The 16,381-nt window shown below is 42.6% G+C and carries 16 protein-coding genes and 4 tRNA genes; 17 read left to right on the forward strand and 3 right to left on the reverse strand.

Translation table 11 applies throughout. The features are described from left to right. Positions 1–35: 35 nt before the first annotated feature. From K401_RS0122720 to K401_RS0122745, 6 genes are all read left to right on the forward strand, one after another. Positions 36–800, forward strand: a complete 765-nt coding sequence (locus K401_RS0122720) for an N-acetylmannosamine-6-phosphate 2-epimerase (RefSeq protein WP_024295103.1) — start codon at positions 36–38, stop codon at positions 798–800. Positions 801–981: 181 nt separating this feature from the next. After that, a complete protein-coding gene (locus K401_RS0122725) occupies positions 982–1,434 on the forward strand; it encodes a PTS sugar transporter subunit IIB (protein ID WP_024295104.1) in 453 nt (150 codons plus the stop codon). Positions 1,435–1,452: 18 nt separating this feature from the next. Further along, on the forward strand, positions 1,453–2,220 hold the full coding sequence (locus K401_RS0122730; protein WP_024295105.1) for a PTS mannose/fructose/sorbose/N-acetylgalactosamine transporter subunit IIC: 768 nt from the start codon (positions 1,453–1,455) through the stop codon (positions 2,218–2,220). Further along, a complete protein-coding gene (locus K401_RS0122735) occupies positions 2,217–3,044 on the forward strand; it encodes a PTS system mannose/fructose/sorbose family transporter subunit IID (RefSeq protein ID WP_024295106.1) in 828 nt (275 codons plus the stop codon). The genes K401_RS0122730 and K401_RS0122735 overlap by 4 nt, the downstream gene beginning before the upstream one ends. 9 nt (positions 3,045–3,053) lie before the next feature. Continuing rightward, positions 3,054–3,461 carry a PTS sugar transporter subunit IIA gene (locus K401_RS0122740; RefSeq protein WP_024295107.1) on the forward strand — a complete coding sequence of 136 codons (408 nt, stop codon included), beginning with the start codon at positions 3,054–3,056 and terminating at the stop codon, positions 3,459–3,461. A 189-nt stretch (positions 3,462–3,650) separates the two neighbouring features. Then, a complete protein-coding gene (locus tag K401_RS0122745) occupies positions 3,651–4,472 on the forward strand; it encodes an HAD family hydrolase (RefSeq protein ID WP_024295108.1) in 822 nt (273 codons plus the stop codon). 60 nt (positions 4,473–4,532) lie between these two features. Here K401_RS0122745 and K401_RS0122750 read toward each other — a convergent pair. After that, positions 4,533–4,605, reverse strand: a tRNA-Asn gene (locus K401_RS0122750). A gap of 65 nt (positions 4,606–4,670) precedes the next feature. Next, a tRNA-Leu gene (locus tag K401_RS0122755) sits at positions 4,671–4,754 on the reverse strand. A 158-nt stretch (positions 4,755–4,912) separates the two neighbouring features. On the opposite strand from K401_RS0122755, the gene K401_RS0122760 reads away from it, so the two are divergent. Further along, positions 4,913–4,996: transfer RNA gene (locus K401_RS0122760), tRNA-Leu, on the forward strand. Positions 4,997–5,048: 52 nt separating this feature from the next. Then, positions 5,049–5,132, forward strand: a tRNA-Leu gene (locus K401_RS0122765). Positions 5,133–5,261: 129 nt separating this feature from the next. On the opposite strand, the gene K401_RS0122770 is transcribed toward K401_RS0122765, so the two are convergent. After that, the gene (locus K401_RS0122770; RefSeq protein WP_024295109.1) at positions 5,262–5,867 is read right to left on the reverse strand and encodes a class I SAM-dependent methyltransferase; all 606 of its coding nucleotides are present in this window, start codon (positions 5,865–5,867) and stop codon (positions 5,262–5,264) included. A 460-nt stretch (positions 5,868–6,327) separates the two neighbouring features. Between K401_RS0122770 and K401_RS0122780 the strand changes: the two genes are divergently transcribed. The 9 genes from K401_RS0122780 (at position 6,328) to K401_RS0122830 (ending at position 16,310) form a co-directional block, all read left to right on the forward strand. After that, positions 6,328–6,747: an RrF2 family transcriptional regulator gene (locus tag K401_RS0122780; protein WP_027352343.1), complete on the forward strand. Its 420-nt coding sequence runs from the start codon at positions 6,328–6,330 to the stop codon at positions 6,745–6,747. Positions 6,748–7,223: 476 nt separating this feature from the next. Beyond that, the gene (locus K401_RS0122785) at positions 7,224–9,263 is read left to right on the forward strand and encodes an InlB B-repeat-containing protein (RefSeq protein ID WP_438830327.1); all 2,040 of its coding nucleotides are present in this window, start codon (positions 7,224–7,226) and stop codon (positions 9,261–9,263) included. A gap of 801 nt (positions 9,264–10,064) precedes the next feature. Beyond that, on the forward strand, positions 10,065–10,790 hold the full coding sequence (locus K401_RS0122790) for a LytR/AlgR family response regulator transcription factor (RefSeq protein WP_024295112.1): 726 nt from the start codon (positions 10,065–10,067) through the stop codon (positions 10,788–10,790). Positions 10,791–10,966: 176 nt separating this feature from the next. Continuing rightward, positions 10,967–11,491, forward strand: coding sequence for a hypothetical protein (locus K401_RS0122795; protein WP_024295113.1), 525 nt, complete (start codon positions 10,967–10,969; stop codon positions 11,489–11,491). Between the two features lie 191 nt (positions 11,492–11,682). After that, positions 11,683–13,284: a DUF11 domain-containing protein gene (locus K401_RS0122805; RefSeq protein WP_024295114.1), complete on the forward strand. Its 1,602-nt coding sequence runs from the start codon at positions 11,683–11,685 to the stop codon at positions 13,282–13,284. Positions 13,285–13,342: 58 nt separating this feature from the next. Continuing rightward, positions 13,343–14,170, forward strand: a complete 828-nt coding sequence (locus K401_RS0122810; RefSeq protein ID WP_024295115.1) for a hypothetical protein — start codon at positions 13,343–13,345, stop codon at positions 14,168–14,170. 167 nt (positions 14,171–14,337) lie between these two features. Then, the gene (locus K401_RS0122820; protein WP_024295116.1) at positions 14,338–15,192 is read left to right on the forward strand and encodes a hypothetical protein; all 855 of its coding nucleotides are present in this window, start codon (positions 14,338–14,340) and stop codon (positions 15,190–15,192) included. A 39-nt stretch (positions 15,193–15,231) separates the two neighbouring features. Further along, a complete protein-coding gene (locus K401_RS0122825; protein ID WP_024295117.1) occupies positions 15,232–15,777 on the forward strand; it encodes a hypothetical protein in 546 nt (181 codons plus the stop codon). Next, positions 15,774–16,310, forward strand: coding sequence for a hypothetical protein (locus K401_RS0122830; protein WP_024295118.1), 537 nt, complete (start codon positions 15,774–15,776; stop codon positions 16,308–16,310). Before K401_RS0122825 ends, K401_RS0122830 begins: the two co-directional genes overlap by 4 nt. Positions 16,311–16,381 lie beyond the last annotated feature (71 nt).

Consider the following 16,381-nt stretch of genomic DNA (forward strand, 5'->3'; position numbering starts at 1 on the left):
CATAGAAGGAAACCAAAAAACGAGGAGGATTCATAATGAAAACGCAGGACCCTAGGAAAAGAAAGATTCTTGAATCGTTCAAAGGCGGGTTGATTGTATCCTGCCAGGTTCAGCAGGATGATCCCATTTACAGCAACGATATTGTGGTGAAAATGGCACAAGCCGCTGAATGGGCGGGAGCGGTGGGAATCAGAGCCAATTCCCCGAAACAGATCCGGGCGATCCGGGCAGCGGTGGACCTTCCCATCATCGGCCTGTATAAGATCTGGCATGATGATACGGAGGTGTTTATTACACCGACCCTGGAAGCGGCAAAGGAGGTATGGGAGGCAGGGGCTGATATCATCGCCATGGACTGTACGGAACAGATCACTCATGAAAAGACGGCTGCTTATGAGCTGATTTCAAAGGTAAAAGAAGCAATTCCGAAAGCAATGACCTTTGCGGACATCTCTACATATGATGAGGCAAAACGCGCGGTTGAATTGGGCGCAGATTTAGTAGGGCCTACGCTTTACGGGTATACGGCGGCGACAAAAGATATTGAATTGCCTGATTTAAGAGAATTTGCGAGAATGTGCAGAGATTTTGGAGATAATGCTTATATGGTTATGGAAGGCCATATCTACACCCCGGAGGATGCGATGAAATGCATGTTTCTGGGAGCACATACGGTGGTGGTGGGAAGTGCCATTACCAGGCCTCATCTTACTGCAAAGCGTTTTGTGGATCTTCTAAGCGGTTACCAGAACAACTGGAGGGAAGCAGAAAGAAGCAAGCATATATGCAGCGTCTTATGACGGCCGGGTCAGAATCTGTGAAATAAACCGGGCACATAGGAGCCTGGCGCCAGGGGAGTGTGCCGGTTTCTGTTCTGGTTTTTTAGGGCAGGAGAAACGGCAGCAGAGAATGATGGAGGAACAGATTGTTTTGCTTGGAGTATGGCAACTAAAAAACATTATAAATGTTATAGGAGGGAATATGTTTTTAAGAGTAGACGACCGTTTGGTACATGGGCAGGTAGTAACTGCATGGCTGAAGCAGCTGAAAGCAAAGGTGATCATCGCTGTTGATGATACGGCGGCAACGAATATAATTATCACCAAGGCTTTGAAAATGGCAACTCCCAAAAATGTGGAGCTGGTTGTTGCAACCGTGGAGGATGGGATGAAGGTCCTGTCAAAGTACAATGAAAATGAAGTGATGATTATCACGAAAGCGCCGGTAACGGCAAAGCGGATCATAGACGCCAATCCCGATTATAAGTGGACCGTAAATGTTGGGAATGTGGGCATGGCGGGAGGAAGAAAAAAGTTCGCCCAGACCGTACATTTGGATGAAGAAAATTATGCGGCCGTATGTGGGTTAAAGGATCACAAAAATGTGGAAATTTTCATGCAGACAGTACCCGGACAGCCGGAAAACCGGTTCTGAGGATAAGGAGGAGAGATTATGACGTTTTTGCAAGCAGTTCTTATTGCACTTTTTGCCTATCTGGCCTGGATTGCCACTCCATGGCTGGGAGGACAGGGAATTTCCTATCATGTGTTTGGAAAACCTCTTGTGGCTGGATTGATTGTAGGTCTTATTATGGGCGATGTGAAAAACGGGATCATTATCGGAGCCACCATCAATGCCTTATATATCGGCGCGGTAACTCCGGGCGGAGCCATGGCATCTGATATTAATATTGCAGGATATGTGGGCACTGCTCTTGCCTTATCAACGGCTGTATCTGCAGAAATGGCTGTTTCCATAGCTGTTCCCCTGGGGCTGGTAGGGACATTTGTATGGCAGCTGTTTGCCACCATCAATTCCTTTCTGGTACATAAAACAGATAAGTATGCGGCGGAGGGCAACGTGGCAAAGCTTACTTTCATGACTCTTGGCCTTCCTCAGATGATTGCTTTTGTACTTCGGTTCATACCGGTATTTTTAGTGTTGTACTTTGGGGCCTCTGCTGCCCAGAATATTGTCCAGTTCATACCGGAGTGGCTTACAAAGATCATCACTGTCATCGGCGGCATGCTTCCTGCGTTAGGTATGGCTGTTCTTCTTAAAATGCTTCTGTCAACACCATCCCTTCTGGGATATTTTATACTCGGTTTTATACTGATTGCAGCACTGGGACTGCCTATCTTTACAGTGGCGTTAATTGGAGCTGCCCTGGCTATGATCAGCATGTTGGGCAAGGCAAATCAAGAGGGGGTTTACTCATGAGCGAAAATCGTGGTAATATAGAAGTAACCAAAAAAGATATATATAAGGTAGGAATCCGCTGGCTGCTGTCCAATACATCTGCATGGAACTGGGAACGTATGCAGAATGTAGCCTTTGCCTGGAGTATGGTTCCTGTTTTAAAAAAGATATGTAAAAACAAAGAAGAAATGGGAGCCGCATTAACCCGCCATATGTCATTCTTTAATACGGAACCTACAATCGGCACTCCATTGGTCGGAGCTGTTGCTGCCATGGAAGTTCAAAGAGCAAAGGGAGAGGATATTCCGGATGATGTTTTTAATGCCATTAAATCCGGCCTCATGGGACCGATGGCCGCATTAGGAGATTCTCTTTTTGCCAGCACCGGCAATGCACTTTTGCTAAGCTTTGGCATGGGGCTGGCGCTGGAAGGAAATGTTCTGGGACCCATTATCTTTATGGTGCTTTGGACGGCCGTTACCTTTGGATTTTCCATGTGGGGCGTCCAGTTTGGATTCCGGGAAGGCCTAAAAATCATGGATTCCGAGATTTTCTCTCCGTCTATGATTGCGAAAGCAACATCCTTTCTTTCCATTCTTGGACTTACCGTAGTCGGAGGACTGTCTGCCCAATTCGTATCTTTGTCCACTCCGATTTCATGGACAAACGGAGAAAGCACCACACAGCTGCAGACAATTTTAAATGGCTTGATGCCTGGCCTGCTTCCATTTATAGTAGTCATGGCCATTTGGTACTTACATGATAAAAAGAACATGTCGGTAATAAAGCTTTTGGTGATTTTAATAATAATCGGAGCTGCCGGTTCGCTTCTGCACATTTTATAGGGAGGAAGAATGGTTAATATTTTAACAATGACCCATGGCGAAATGGCCCAAGGGCTGTATCAGACGGTTAATATGGTAATCGGAGAGCAGGAGAACTTTTCGTATCTGCCATTCCGTCCGGACCAATCTCTTGACAGTCTGATCGGTACATTAAAAAACAAGCTGGAAGAATTCAAAAATGACCTGCCATGTCTGGTGCTGGTTGATTTGTTTGGCGGTTCGCCTTCCAATGCAATTGTACATCTGATAGCGGAGGGATATAATCTGCAGGCAGTGGCTGGAGTCAATCTTCCCATGGTGATAACGGCTTTAACGGAAAGGGAGATGTATTCTTCTGTTGAAGAATTTACCGGATATATCCGGTCTGCCGGCTCAGACGGCGTAGTGAATATTGTGGAAAGATTGATGGAAGAGTAAGTGATAAGAGAACGGACTGCGGATTGAAATTTCGGCAGTCCGTTCTTGTGCTGAAAGCATGAAACTGCGGTGGCTATGGTTAGTTACAGCGTTGCAAGGGGTGTATATTGGGAACCTGGAAATTATGTATTTCCGCCGGCAGAGCATACGAAATAAGTATAAGCAGACAAAGAAACAGGAGAGTATAAGATGAAAATACAAAACAAGGTATCTTACGGAGTGAAAATAATTTTTAGCGATATTGATGGAACGTTGCTTGATAACTGTCATCAGGTATCAGGCGGCACCTGCAAAAAAATAATAGAGCTGGAACAAAAGGGGATACCATTTGTTTTGATTTCAGCAAGGATGCCGGAAGGAGTGACAAGCATTCAGCGCCAGATCGGCAATCATAGTCCCATTATTTGCTATAGCGGCGGCTTAATATATGATGAGGGCGGAAAAATATTGTATAGCTGTCTTTTAGAAATGGATAAGGCGTTAAAGATCAAAGAAATATTGAAAGCGGAATTTCCCCGGATATCTTTCAATACTTACGGCTATGAAAAATGGATTGTGGACAGCGCCAATGATCCCTGGGTCCGGGAAGAAGAAAATATTACTGGATTGAAAGCAAAAGAAGGGGATATGGAAAAAGAATTTGCGGAAGAAGGAGGGATCCATAAACTCTTATTGATGGGAGAGTCAGAGGAAATACAGAGCGTGGAAACTCGTTTAAGGAAGGAATATCCTGAATTATCAATTGTTCTGTCTAAAAAGAATTATCTGGAAATTATGCATGGAAATGCAAACAAATCAACAGGAATATGCCATTTATGCAATCACAGGGGAATCTCTCTGGAGGAAGCCATGGCATTCGGTGACGGGTATAATGACATGGATATGCTGAAGGCTGTAAAATACAGCTATGCAATGGGGAATGCGCCGGAAGAGGTAAAGGAAAGTGCGGCGTATGTGACGCTGAATAATGACAATGAAGGGATACTCGCCGTTATAAAAGAACTGAATTGATGCTGGTACCGTATCAATTCAGTTCTGTCCGGGAAAACAATGTTTTTGGCAATAAAAAAACTCCCCGAGTAGGACTTGAACCTACGACCCAACGGTTAACAGCCGTTTGCTCTACCGACTGAGCTATCGAGGAATACATGACTTATTATACCCGAAAAGTTAAATATGTCAATAGAAAAAAATAAAAATATAAAAAAATGCGGGAGATGGGACTTGAACCCACACGTCTATACAGACACAAGATCCTTAGTCTTGCCTGTCTGCCAATTCCAGCACTCCCGCACAACGAACCTTATTTTAGCACCGTTGTTTAAAATTGTCAATATTTTTTGAAAAATATATACAAAAAATATATTTGAAAAATTTGGAGAAATGTTGTTGACAGATTAATGCTTGTATACTATAATAACTATTGTTGTTGCGAGAGATAACAACGAAATGCAGAAGTGGCGGAATTGGCAGACGCGCACGGTTCAGGTCCGTGTGGTAGCAATACCTTGAGGGTTCAAGTCCCTTCTTCTGCATGAAACTATACAGGCGGTCATAGTTGTATAGTTTTAAATTCTTATATGACATGCGGGAGTGCTGGAATTGGCAGACAGGCAAGACTAAGGATCTTGTGGTTGTATGATCGTGTGGGTTCAAGTCCCATCTCCCGCATTATTGTTTTTACAGAAAGAGGTTGATTATTGAGAATCGGCCTCTTTTTTTACTGTTTTGAAAATTAATCATTTCGCATACAAAAAAAGCCGTGGAGCTTGGTATTTCTGCTGTTATGGAAGGCGGCAATCAACAAACTGCCGTGAGGCACATCCACCCTTTTTTGTTCTTGTGCAGTTCCACCTTTAAGTACCCGATTTTCAAGAGTCTTTTTTTCAAATCCTCTCCCCGATATACAGTCATTCCTTCTATGCGGTCAGTCCATGTGGTGTTGCTGGGATCAGCGGATTCGCAGCAGATAAAAAGGATACCGCCCGGTTTCAGAACACGCTTGATTTCCTTGAAAGCGGCATCCGGATCCGGCCAGAAATAGATGGTTTCAAAAGCGGTAACATAGTCAAGGCTGTGGTCGGAATACGGCAAACTGGAGACATCTCCCTGGTGGATAGTGCATCGTTTTCCAAGATAGTCAGCATTGGTTTTCTTACTGAAAGCAACGCTTTCTGCCGAATAATCCAGACCATCCACCACACTCTCTGAAACGTCCTTCAGCATTTTAGCGATATTGGCTCCGCCGCCGCAGCCTACATCCAGAATATGAGTGTGATTCCGCAAAGTCAGGTGCGAAAACCCCCATGCTGCCAGTTTTGCATGTCCCGTATTCATGCCTTTTAGCATCATCCTGCCAAGTGTGCCTTCCGGTTTTCTTGTATTTTGAATAAATTGTTTGAACATAGATACAACCCCCTTCAGATGGTTAGCTTACACTAACTATCTTAGCACAATTTCTATTGGGCGTAAAGCTATATATCAATCCGTCAGCGCCTGCAGCCCTTTCTTCCTATTAAAATGTCTGAATGACTTCAGGCATTTTCTTCCGTTTCATAATTAAAAAAATTGCGGCATTTATAAAAGTCATAAATGGAAGCACCGGTGAATGGCGGAGGAATACTGGTATAAGATAAAGGGGGTGCCTGATCATTCCCAACGACCAAAAATCAGCCCCTTTGCTTTGCTGTTTGATGAGGCTAAATTAATTACAACAGGATGATCGGCATTTCCTGATAATGGTATCATTTAGTACATGAAAACTCTAATTAAGTACATATATTTCCAGGGCATCCAAGTTTTATACTATACTTTTGACGTAAAGTATTTAAACTATTATGGAATATTCGATTATGGAGGGAATACGGTGAGATTTCAGATTACAACGGACTATGCTATTCGGATTATTCTTTATATGGCTCGGCAGGATATGGAAATAACAACTGCCAAGGCGGCAGCGGCTCATTTGGGAATGACCTACAATTACTTCAACAAGGTTGCTGCAAAAATCAGAATGGAGGGATTTATAGAATCCGTGCAGGGTCCAAAGGGGGGATACCGCTTGGCTAAAGATGCTTCAGATATTACATTATACGATATTGTTGAGGCTATGGAAGGAAGTATCTGTATTAATCGATGTCTGGAAGAGGATGGATTTTGCAGCAGAAATGCTGCTTCAGTATGTCTGGTGCATCGAACTTTGGAATCCATCCAGTCTAAAATGATTGAAATGCTGCGCGGTACTAGAATTTGTGATCTTATTCAAGAAAGAGCACTCGATATTTAAAAGAAACTGGATTAATTTCGATGGCTGCTACTGTATTGCTGCCCTCCTTGACGCCGATGAAAGAAATTAAGGCGTAATCGAAAAAAGGAGGAAAGAACATGCAAAAAAGGGCACACCGTAAAATTGGTAGATTTTTCAGCTTACTGATGACAGTAGTTTTAGTCTGTAGCATGATACCAATGAATGCATATGCAAATGATGAAACGGTTTCTTTATTTAATGAAGAGCTGGATATGGAACTAAATAATACTGAAGAAGATGAAACAGAAAATATTATTCCGGCAGATGATGACCTGACTTTATTGGAAGAGGAAGTTCCGGCAGAGGTTGATGAGGAAGAAACTCTCTCTCATGCAGAATTGGAAGATGAGAGTGTCATACCGGAAGAAATACCTCTTATCCAGCAGGAGGAAGTTACAGAAACAACTGTGGAAACAATGGCAGAGGCTTTTGATGCTCCGCAGCCGGAGACAGTGATGGTTATCTTTGATCCTGATGACGGCACACAATACGAAGATTTTTATAAGACAACAGTGCCTGTAGGAGGAAAAATCACCCATAAGCCTGCAGACCCCACAAGGGATGGCTACTTATTCAAAGGCTGGTACGGCTATTCAGATGAAAATGATGAGCCTGTTAAGTGGGATTTTGCGAATGATACTGTTTCGGAGAATACCACTTTGTGGGCAGCCTGGGAAGAAGCATGGATAGTCGCTTTTGATCCGGATGACGGCACACAATACGAAGATTTTTATAAGACAACAGTGCCTGTAGGAGGAAAAGTCAGTGATAAGCCTGCGGACCCCACAAGGGACGGCTACTTATTCAAAGGCTGGTACGGCTATTTAGATGAAAATGATAAGCCTGTTATGTGGGATTTTGCAAATGATACTGTTTCGGAGAATACCACTTTGTGGGCAGCCTGGGAAGAAGCATGCATAGTCGCTTTTGATCCTGATGACGGCACACAATACGAAGATTTTTATAAGACAACAGTACCTGTAGGAGGAAAAGTCAGTGATAAGCCTGCAGACCCCACAAGGGACGGCTACTTATTCAAAGGCTGGTACGGCTATTTAGATGAAAATGATAAGCCTGTCATGTGGGATTTTGAAAATGATACTGTTGCAGAGAATACTACTTTGTGGGCAGCTTGGGAAGAAGCATGCATAGTCGCTTTTGATCCTGATGACGGCACACAATACGAAGATTTTTATAAGACAACAGTGCCTGTAGGAGGAAAAGTCAGTGATAAGCCTGCAGACCCCACAAGGGACGGCTACTTATTCAAAGGCTGGTACGGCTATTTAGATGAAAATGATAAGCCTGTCATGTGGGATTTTGAAAATGATACTGTTGCAGAGAATACTACTTTGTGGGCAGCCTGGGAAGAAGCATGCATAGTCGCTTTTGATCCGGAAGACGGCACACAATACGAAGATTTTTATAAGACAACAGTACCTGTAGGAGGAAAAGTCAGTGATAAGCCTGCAGACCCCACAAGGGACGGCTACTTATTCAAAGGCTGGTACGGCTATTTAGATGAAAATGATAAGCCTGTCATGTGGGATTTTGCAAATGATACTGTTACGGAGAATACCACTTTGTGGGCAGCCTGGGAAGAAGCATGTATTGTCGCTTTTGATCCGGAAGACGGCACACAATACGAAGATTTTTATAAGACAACAGTGCCTGTAGGAGGAAAAGTCAGTGATAAGCCTGCGGACCCCACAAGGGACGGCTACTTATTCAAAGGCTGGTACGGCTATTTAGATGAAAATGATAAGCCTGTTATGTGGGATTTTGAAAATGATACTGTTGCAGAGAATACTACTTTGTGGGCAGCCTGGGAAGAAGCATGCATAGTCGCTTTTGATCCGGAAGACGGCACACAATACGAAGATTTTTATAAGACAACAGTACCTGTAGGAGGAAAAGTCAGTGATAAGCCTGCAGACCCCACAAGGGACGGCTACTTATTCAAAGGCTGGTACGGCTATTTAGATGAAAATGATAAGCCTGTCATGTGGGATTTTGAAAATGGTACTGTTACAGAGAATATGACACTGTGGGCATCTTGGAAGGAAGATAGCAACGGCGGCAATAATAATGGCGGAAACGGTGAAGGCGAAAATAACAATAACGGCGGAAACGGAGAAGGCGAAAATAATAACAACGGCGGAAACGGAGAAGGCGGAAATAATAACAACGGCGGAAATAGTGGAGGTGGAACCGGAGGCAGCGGTGGAGGCAGCAGTGGAGGAAATAGCGGACCTGTTGTTTCAGGTAATGCTGGTAATAACACCAGTACTAATATCAATGAACAGGAAGTTCCCAAATCTTCTGCCGATAGCGAACGTGTGGATATCGATGAACAAGAAGTACCCAAGGAGAAATTGGACTATTTACCGAAAACAGGAGAGGATAGCACATCCCGAATCATATATGGGACATTGATTCTTTTATCATTGTTTATGTTTGGTATAAGCCTGCCCTATAGAAAGAAAACCATTTAATAAAGAGAAGCGGTGAGGAGGATCTGAAAGAAAAACTCCTCACCGTTTTATTTGTCGAAAGAGTCATACTGAGGCAAGGTTACCTCACTTTTTCTTACATGACCATGCATTTTACATAAATAATTGAGTTTTTTTTTAATGGCTTTCATCTTATTTTCCAGACAGTCTGTTTTTCAATGGTTTGCTGCTGTTATTGTTGGTCCTAAGACCAGTTATGATAGACTTGAAACCGCTCCATCAACCGTCCCTTGTTTCTCCCGTGCTTTCTTCAGGAAAATGTCAGCTATCCGCATAATTGGCTGCAGTCCGTTGCCTTCTTGTTACTTTTCGGATAGATGATGTTATTCCGTCTGCATTGGTGGTGTTGAGCTGGGAAACCGCATCAGAGGATTGAAAAAGCTTTACTTGACATTAAAAAATCTATAAAACACTTACAGCTGAATGTTTTTTAATTTTAAAACTCCTAAATTTAATACCTATAAACTTCTATTTAATACATATAACTCAAGGACATCCAAGTTTAATATATACTTATCAAGTGAAGTTCAAGAATATGATTTTGGAGGAAATACGATGAGATTTCAGATTATTACAACTTTTGAAATTTGTACAATCTTTAATAAGGCAGCTCCCGTATACTCTTGTTATCCGGCGGGGACAAGACGCTGTCAATGGAGAGAATAGCTGCTGCCCAGTTTAAGTATGGTATAAACGAGTAACGGTATATTTAAAAACAGATTGCAGGAAAACTAAATGCAGGCACTTATAAAGTGGTGTTTGACATAAAGAGGAGGATAAAGCGTGATTATCGCAATTTGTGATGATAATGAGCAAGAACTGAAACAATGTAAAAAGCGATTGGAACTGTTGGCATCAATTCATCAAATTGATGCGGAGTTTTCCTTATATCACAAGGGTGAAGAATTACTGTTCCATTTGCAAAGTTTCAAGAATTATCCGGACATTATTTATCTGGATATGAGAATGAACGGGATACAGGGGGATGAGGTTGCCAGGAAGCTGAGAGATCAGGGGTGTATCAGTGAAATTGTGTTTTTTACAGTATCTAAAGATTATTATACTACGGCATTTGATGTCAGGGCATTGCATTACGTTGTAAAAGGAGAAACAACGGTAGAAAAGTTCGAAGATATTTTCATGCAGGCAGTAAAATCAGTACAAGAAAAGCAAACAGAATATATTATGTGTACAGGTGCAGGTGAATTCCGAAAAATTGAGATAAAAAAGATTCATTACTTTGAGGTTGTTAAACGAATTGTAACTGTTTATTACGGCAGCGACCAGTTTAGTTTCTATTCAACCATTGGAAAAATTGAATTAAGGTTAAAGGATTATGGTTTTGTAAGGGTCCATAAGTCTTATGTGGCGGCAATAGCTCATATCAGAACTTTTTCGTTTAAAGAAATAATATTGGATACGGGAACGGTGCTGCCAGTAGGAAGAAGCTATTACTCAGAATTGAAACGGGAAATGGAAGAATACGCTGAATCGGGAGCAGTGGTGTAGTTTGGAGCATAAATATTGCTGTTTATCCGCAAATCAATACAAAATGAAAAAAATGGGGTAAGGTAATGTTGAAAGGAATTGTTAGGCCCAATAAAGGAATTAACCAAATTCCATATGCAGATGGAATTATCACAACCGTCTGTTTTTTAATAAAAATAGGATAGGGGGACAGGTAATTGCAATTAAGAAAAAGGCTTCTTATGTTGCTGAGCACATTATTGTTAACCATCCTATGTTGTGAAGTCGGGTATGCTTATACACATCCTGACTGCATCGATGGCAAGCAGCATGAATTTGAAAGTCATATTTTAATACTGAACTCAGAAGAGTCAGAAGGTCAAGTTGAAAATGTATGTATCTTGTGTGGATATACATATATAGAATATCTGCCGGCAACCGGTCATCATTACGGAGAATGGAAAGTGGTGGAAGAAAGGCCGGATTCCGGTATAAGAATTGAGCGGAGAGAGTGTCAGGGATGCCATCGGGAAGAATTGCGGACAGTCAGAATAAATCCATTATTACCGGATTCTGATTCTAGCTCTGCTCAGGAAGAGGAGTATGGCATCAATCGGATGGATTTTGCGTTATCAGCATCGATTGGAGGTATCTGGGGGGGGACGGTTGCGGTACTTTGGTACAATGGTTTAGTTCTGAACTGGTACAAGAGAGAAAGTGCTAAGGCGCTTAAGAGGAGGTGATGACTTATAACGGTCAGTAACATTATTGAATTGGTTATTTTAATATGCAGCATTCCGGCTGCTATTTGCATCATTGCAGTCAGTAACCGAAAAGTCAAAGATCTGGATGGTTTAGGCGATGTTGTGAAAGAAGAAGGCGGAGAGGGCGTAGTAGTAGCGCAGTGTTAATCGAGTGAAACAGAGGTGAAGATATGGATAAAAACCGGAATAGATTTAATGGGCTTGCCAAGTTATATGCAAGTACGGGTTTGATAGTAGCCTTGATAACTGCTGTTTCACTGGCAGCCTTTGCGGAAACGGGGCATGTTGAAAGCTCATTTGGCGTAAAAGCCAAGGGGGAAAGAGCAGGAACAAAGGCGACGCCTTCTAGATCATCGAGATCATTGGCGGCACCGTTATTTGCAAAACTTCCGGGACAATCGAGTTTGCAGGAACTGTTGGAACAGGAATCAGACAATGGAGATGCTATTATTCCTACATGGTTTCAGGTTTCGTTAAATGGAGTGGCCATTGTTAACAGTGATAATTGGAATGTTACTATAGAAAGAAATAAGAAAATCAAACCCGATACTGCTGTTAAACACCAGCTAAAAGTGACGATTTATCCACAGGCAAATGGATTGGGGGCCGGAGACAGTGTAACATGGAATCTGGGGCGGATTGAAGGACTTTCCCTGGAAAGCGAATTCTGGGAAGAGTTAGTTCTAAGCGGAGGAGTCCATGTTGGAGATGTAATGCTTTGTTATACGGAAAACAGTGATATTATCCTCTATACTGAGTTTAAAGAAGAAGTAAACATGTATTCAAGTATTACAATTACATATTGGTATGATTGTGGTTTTGTTCCTGTAGATGAACCGACTCAAATTATGTTTGATTTACCGGGATATGATGAACCGATTCCGGCGGTGCTTTTGCCTGAAAACGGAAGTACCACAGAACCGGAAGAAACAACTGCAGAAGAAAGCAGTCCGCAGGAGACAACCGAGGAAGAAACAACTGCAGAGGAAAGCAGTCCGTCGGAGGCGACCGAGGAAGAGACGACTGCAGAGGAAAGCAGTCTGCAGGAGACAACCGAGGAAGAGACGACTGCAGAGGAAAGTAGTGCGTCGGAGGCGACCGAAGCAGAGACAACCACGGAGGAAATACCGCCGGAGGAGACACATCGTCCGACAAAAGATTCGGGCTCAGGCAGGGATTCGGGGTCAGACAGAGAAGAAATTACATTTTTAAAAGAAACAACAAATCCGGAAAGGATTCCAGAGAGTTCAACAGAGACTGAGACGGAAGCCGAACCTCCGGCAGAAGAATCTCAATTCCAGGAAAAGAATTTGCAAAACGAAAAACCGGCTGAAAGTACCGGGGAATCAGAAGAGGCATTGGATATCAACATTTCTTTAGGCACAGAGGTTGTTGCCAGCCATGGGATGCAGTCACTGGTACTTCCAAATGGGATCCTTACATATAAAATTGTGCTTCGCAATGACAGTGAAGAAGAAATTAAGGATGTTCGTATCCGCGATTATCTTCCGGAGCATACCAGTTTTGTTTCAGTGGAAGACGAAGGTATCTATGGTGTTATTGATGGGCAGCAGTATATAACATGGCTGCTGGAAAGAATCCTCCCTGGAGAGGAACGGGAAATAACCTTTCAAGTAAAGGTGTTTCTTTGTACTCCGCCGGATTATCCGGTTAGGAATCGGGTTTACTGGCAGGCTGATGACGGCAGATCCGCAAACAATCAGGAAAGGCCTGAGAATCAGGTGGACTTTCCGTTGATTACCATTGGGTAGAAAGGGCTATTGTACCTTTTATCATTAAATTCAAATATCAAAAAGGAGAGAAAGAAAAATGAAAAAAAGACTCATAACAGCTTTATTAGCAGGCGTAATGGCATCAAGTATGGTGATGCCGGCAATGGCTGAACCGGGAGGAGCTGTTCCTGCATCAACCGGCACAGATATATGGGCAGGTGTTATTATCGAAGATAAGGATGCAAAAGTAAAAGTAGAAGTTCCAACTCTGTTTGCATTTGTGGTAAAAGGTACGACTGACGTAAGTAATACCAGTTCTGTAACCAGTGCAAACGGAGACATATATCTACCAAATGTAAAGGTAGACGTAACCACACCGTCAACGAACGGACAAGGTGCGGTTTATAACCTGCAGACAGAAGGGAATCTTACTGTTGAGGGAAAACTGCCATTCACAAACTATTCCACTTTTAAGAATATTTCGGGTCGAAGAGAAGGTCTTGCAGTTAAAATTAATGGAAATATCAAGAATGAAGGGGATGATGCATCTAGAAAATATTGGACCCATACAACCAGCAGCAACACTGGAACAGATGATTTTAAGAAATACAATATAAGCATTGATGGAAACAAATTTGATACAGTGGCAAACGGCGGACTTCAGATGTCTGGTGCCGGTATTAACTTGGCAGCGCCTAACACAGATCCATTAGGTGATTTAAGTTATTCTAACGTAGACAGTAATGATTATGCAACTGTGGGAGAGACTCATCATGCAAAATTCGATGTGAGTGTAGGTGGAAAAAAGGGCCAGTATAAGCAGGTGGAAGAGTCTGCAAAGATTGGTAACATTGTATGGACGATCAGCGTAGAGATGCAGGGTGATGTCGATACCGCACCTAACGAGGATTATCTTCAGCCTTAATTTAATGTAAGGAAAGTATATAAGAACCAATGATGATAAGACAAGATCCCGGAAGAATCTCTGAAAAGAGATTCTCCGGAGATTTGTTGCGAATAAACTGCAGGGAAAAGAGCTGTTTACTTGCAAGAGATTTCCGGAATAAGCCTGAATGGAAAAGAGGAAAATAAATGAATCATATGGGACGGTGGAAAAAATATAAAGTCAGACTTGCAGCAGTTGGATTAATATGTGTGATCAGTCTGCGCTTTTCTGCATTAGCAAGCGAAGGCCCGACATCCAATGTATGGCTGAGTGTCACTCAGATACCATCGGAAGCAAGGGTTTCAGTAACCGTACCTTTGGCATATGGATTTGTAGTGCGTGGAAGTGTTGACAGCGGTGATACGTATCCGGTATCAGTTGAGAATGGAAACTTACTTGTGCCGAATGTAAAGGTATTTGTCAGTGTACCCTCCGGTTCCGGAGCAGGAACAACGGCAGAGTATGAATTGCAGACCATATCGGAAGATATGATCCCACTCCTGAATTACTCAACAGATGTAAGAGAAGAGCACCTGGACGAAGAGAATCCTCCGAGAGAGGGATTGCCGGTTGAGCTAAAGCCCTTTATTGCAAGTAATGAAAGCGATAGCGGGAAGACGCATCACTGGAAAGTGGTGAGTTATGATCCGACATGGGATGGAGCTTCGTCGCCGACTAATTTTAAAGAGTATCAGATGCTAATAGATAATGTTGCATTTTCTGATCCTGGACAAATGACAATCAGTTATGAAGATGGCAGCACGGAGCTTAAGGATGTGTTTTGGTATGCTGATATAATTGCCTTGAGCCCACCGGAAGATGTGCTGACAAATGGCTATACTGCGGCGGGAACTGCTCATATACCTTCAGAAACATATGTCACAGTAGGCGTCAAAACAGGTGGAATGCAGAATGAGTATAAGCAGGTTGAAGAGTCACTGAAAGTCGGAGCGATTTTTTGGCAGGTAATACCGGGGGAACTTTCGGAGGTTATGCCGTAATTGATCTTTAATATAAAAGAAACGTAAAGGATTGGAAAAATGACACTACAAAAAGAAAAGAAAAAAAGCAAGTTGTTATGGATCATAATTTTTCTCCTGCTGCTTTTGATTGGAGTTGGATCAGGTATCTATTATCAGATGACCAGAGACAATAATTTAAGCCGTTTAACAAGAGATGAGTTGGCTTTGGGTGGTATGCTTCCAGGTAAGACAGACCAGGAAATCGCGGATATATTAGGTGCCAAGGTAGCGGAAGGCATGGTGGATATCGGAATTGCTGCCGGTCCGGTATTTGAATATGGAGGAAAGAAAGGGAGGATTGCAATTGAGAATATTGCGGCTAACCATTATTCTTTTCAGGTTGATATCAGGTTGGATGACACTGGAGATGTTGTTTATCAGTCGGGATTGATTGATCCGGGATTTTATATTGAATATATCGAGTTAAATAAAACGCTTCAGGCAGGAGATTATCAGGCGACAGCACACTTTACCACATACTCATTGGATGAGACTGAGGATAAGATCTCCGAGGCAAATGTAAAACTTGTACTTCATGTGATGGAGGGTGCATTCTATCAATGAAGCTCAATCACTGCAAAAATCGCTATTACTTAATATTTACAGCCGTTGCCTGCCTGCTGGCCGGTTCGTTTTTTGCCGGCATGGGCTTGCAGAAAATAGTTGGCAGCCAGAAACTCCGAAAAGAGTATGCCACATCAGAACTCCAGTGGAAACAAGAACTGGCTGAAGGTGAAGATGCTGCTATTGTAAGAGATTTGAGAAATCAGGAATTGGTCGAAAATATGAAATATGTTTCTTTGGAACGTCAGATTTATTTTGATTATGCTGATGCTTTCGGAGAAGCCAGGATTGCAAATGGAAGTGAGAATAAATTCAGCTGTACTGTAAGAATAGTTCGGGATGCAACCGGAGAAGTGGTTTATGAATCTGATTTGCTTGAACCTGGATATTACATTGAAAAAATTCGCTTGGCTGGCGGTCTTAAACAAGGGTTTTATCCCTGTACTGCGGTTTGGGATTTTTATACACAAGGTGAAGAATATGCAGGGGAAACGGCTTGGAACGTGGTTGTGATTATTAAGTCTGCGAACTAAGGGCCGGGAAAAGGAACAAGAGTTAAAAAAATGACGGCTTAGCCTGTTGGGCGGAATGGCTGTGACTGGAT

The sequence above is a fragment of the Lacrimispora indolis DSM 755 genome, assembly GCF_000526995.1.
Lineage (GTDB): Bacteria > Bacillota > Clostridia > Lachnospirales > Lachnospiraceae > Lacrimispora > Lacrimispora indolis.

Coding starts and splice junctions, on each gene's coding strand:
- K401_RS0122720 (WP_024295103.1), top strand. CDS start 36: ATGAAAACGCAGGACCCTAGGAAAAGAAAGATTCTTGAATCGTTCAAA.
- K401_RS0122725 (WP_024295104.1), top strand. CDS start 982: ATGTTTTTAAGAGTAGACGACCGTTTGGTACATGGGCAGGTAGTAACT.
- K401_RS0122730 (WP_024295105.1), top strand. CDS start 1,453: ATGACGTTTTTGCAAGCAGTTCTTATTGCACTTTTTGCCTATCTGGCC.
- K401_RS0122735 (WP_024295106.1), top strand. CDS start 2,217: ATGAGCGAAAATCGTGGTAATATAGAAGTAACCAAAAAAGATATATAT.
- K401_RS0122740 (WP_024295107.1), top strand. CDS start 3,054: ATGGTTAATATTTTAACAATGACCCATGGCGAAATGGCCCAAGGGCTG.
- K401_RS0122745 (WP_024295108.1), top strand. CDS start 3,651: ATGAAAATACAAAACAAGGTATCTTACGGAGTGAAAATAATTTTTAGC.
- K401_RS0122770 (WP_024295109.1), bottom strand. CDS start 5,867: ATGTTCAAACAATTTATTCAAAATACAAGAAAACCGGAAGGCACACTT.
- K401_RS0122785 (WP_438830327.1), top strand. CDS start 7,224: ATGGTTATCTTTGATCCTGATGACGGCACACAATACGAAGATTTTTAT.
- K401_RS0122805 (WP_024295114.1), top strand. CDS start 11,683: ATGGATAAAAACCGGAATAGATTTAATGGGCTTGCCAAGTTATATGCA.
- K401_RS0122810 (WP_024295115.1), top strand. CDS start 13,343: ATGAAAAAAAGACTCATAACAGCTTTATTAGCAGGCGTAATGGCATCA.
- K401_RS0122820 (WP_024295116.1), top strand. CDS start 14,338: ATGAATCATATGGGACGGTGGAAAAAATATAAAGTCAGACTTGCAGCA.
- K401_RS0122825 (WP_024295117.1), top strand. CDS start 15,232: ATGACACTACAAAAAGAAAAGAAAAAAAGCAAGTTGTTATGGATCATA.
- K401_RS0122830 (WP_024295118.1), top strand. CDS start 15,774: ATGAAGCTCAATCACTGCAAAAATCGCTATTACTTAATATTTACAGCC.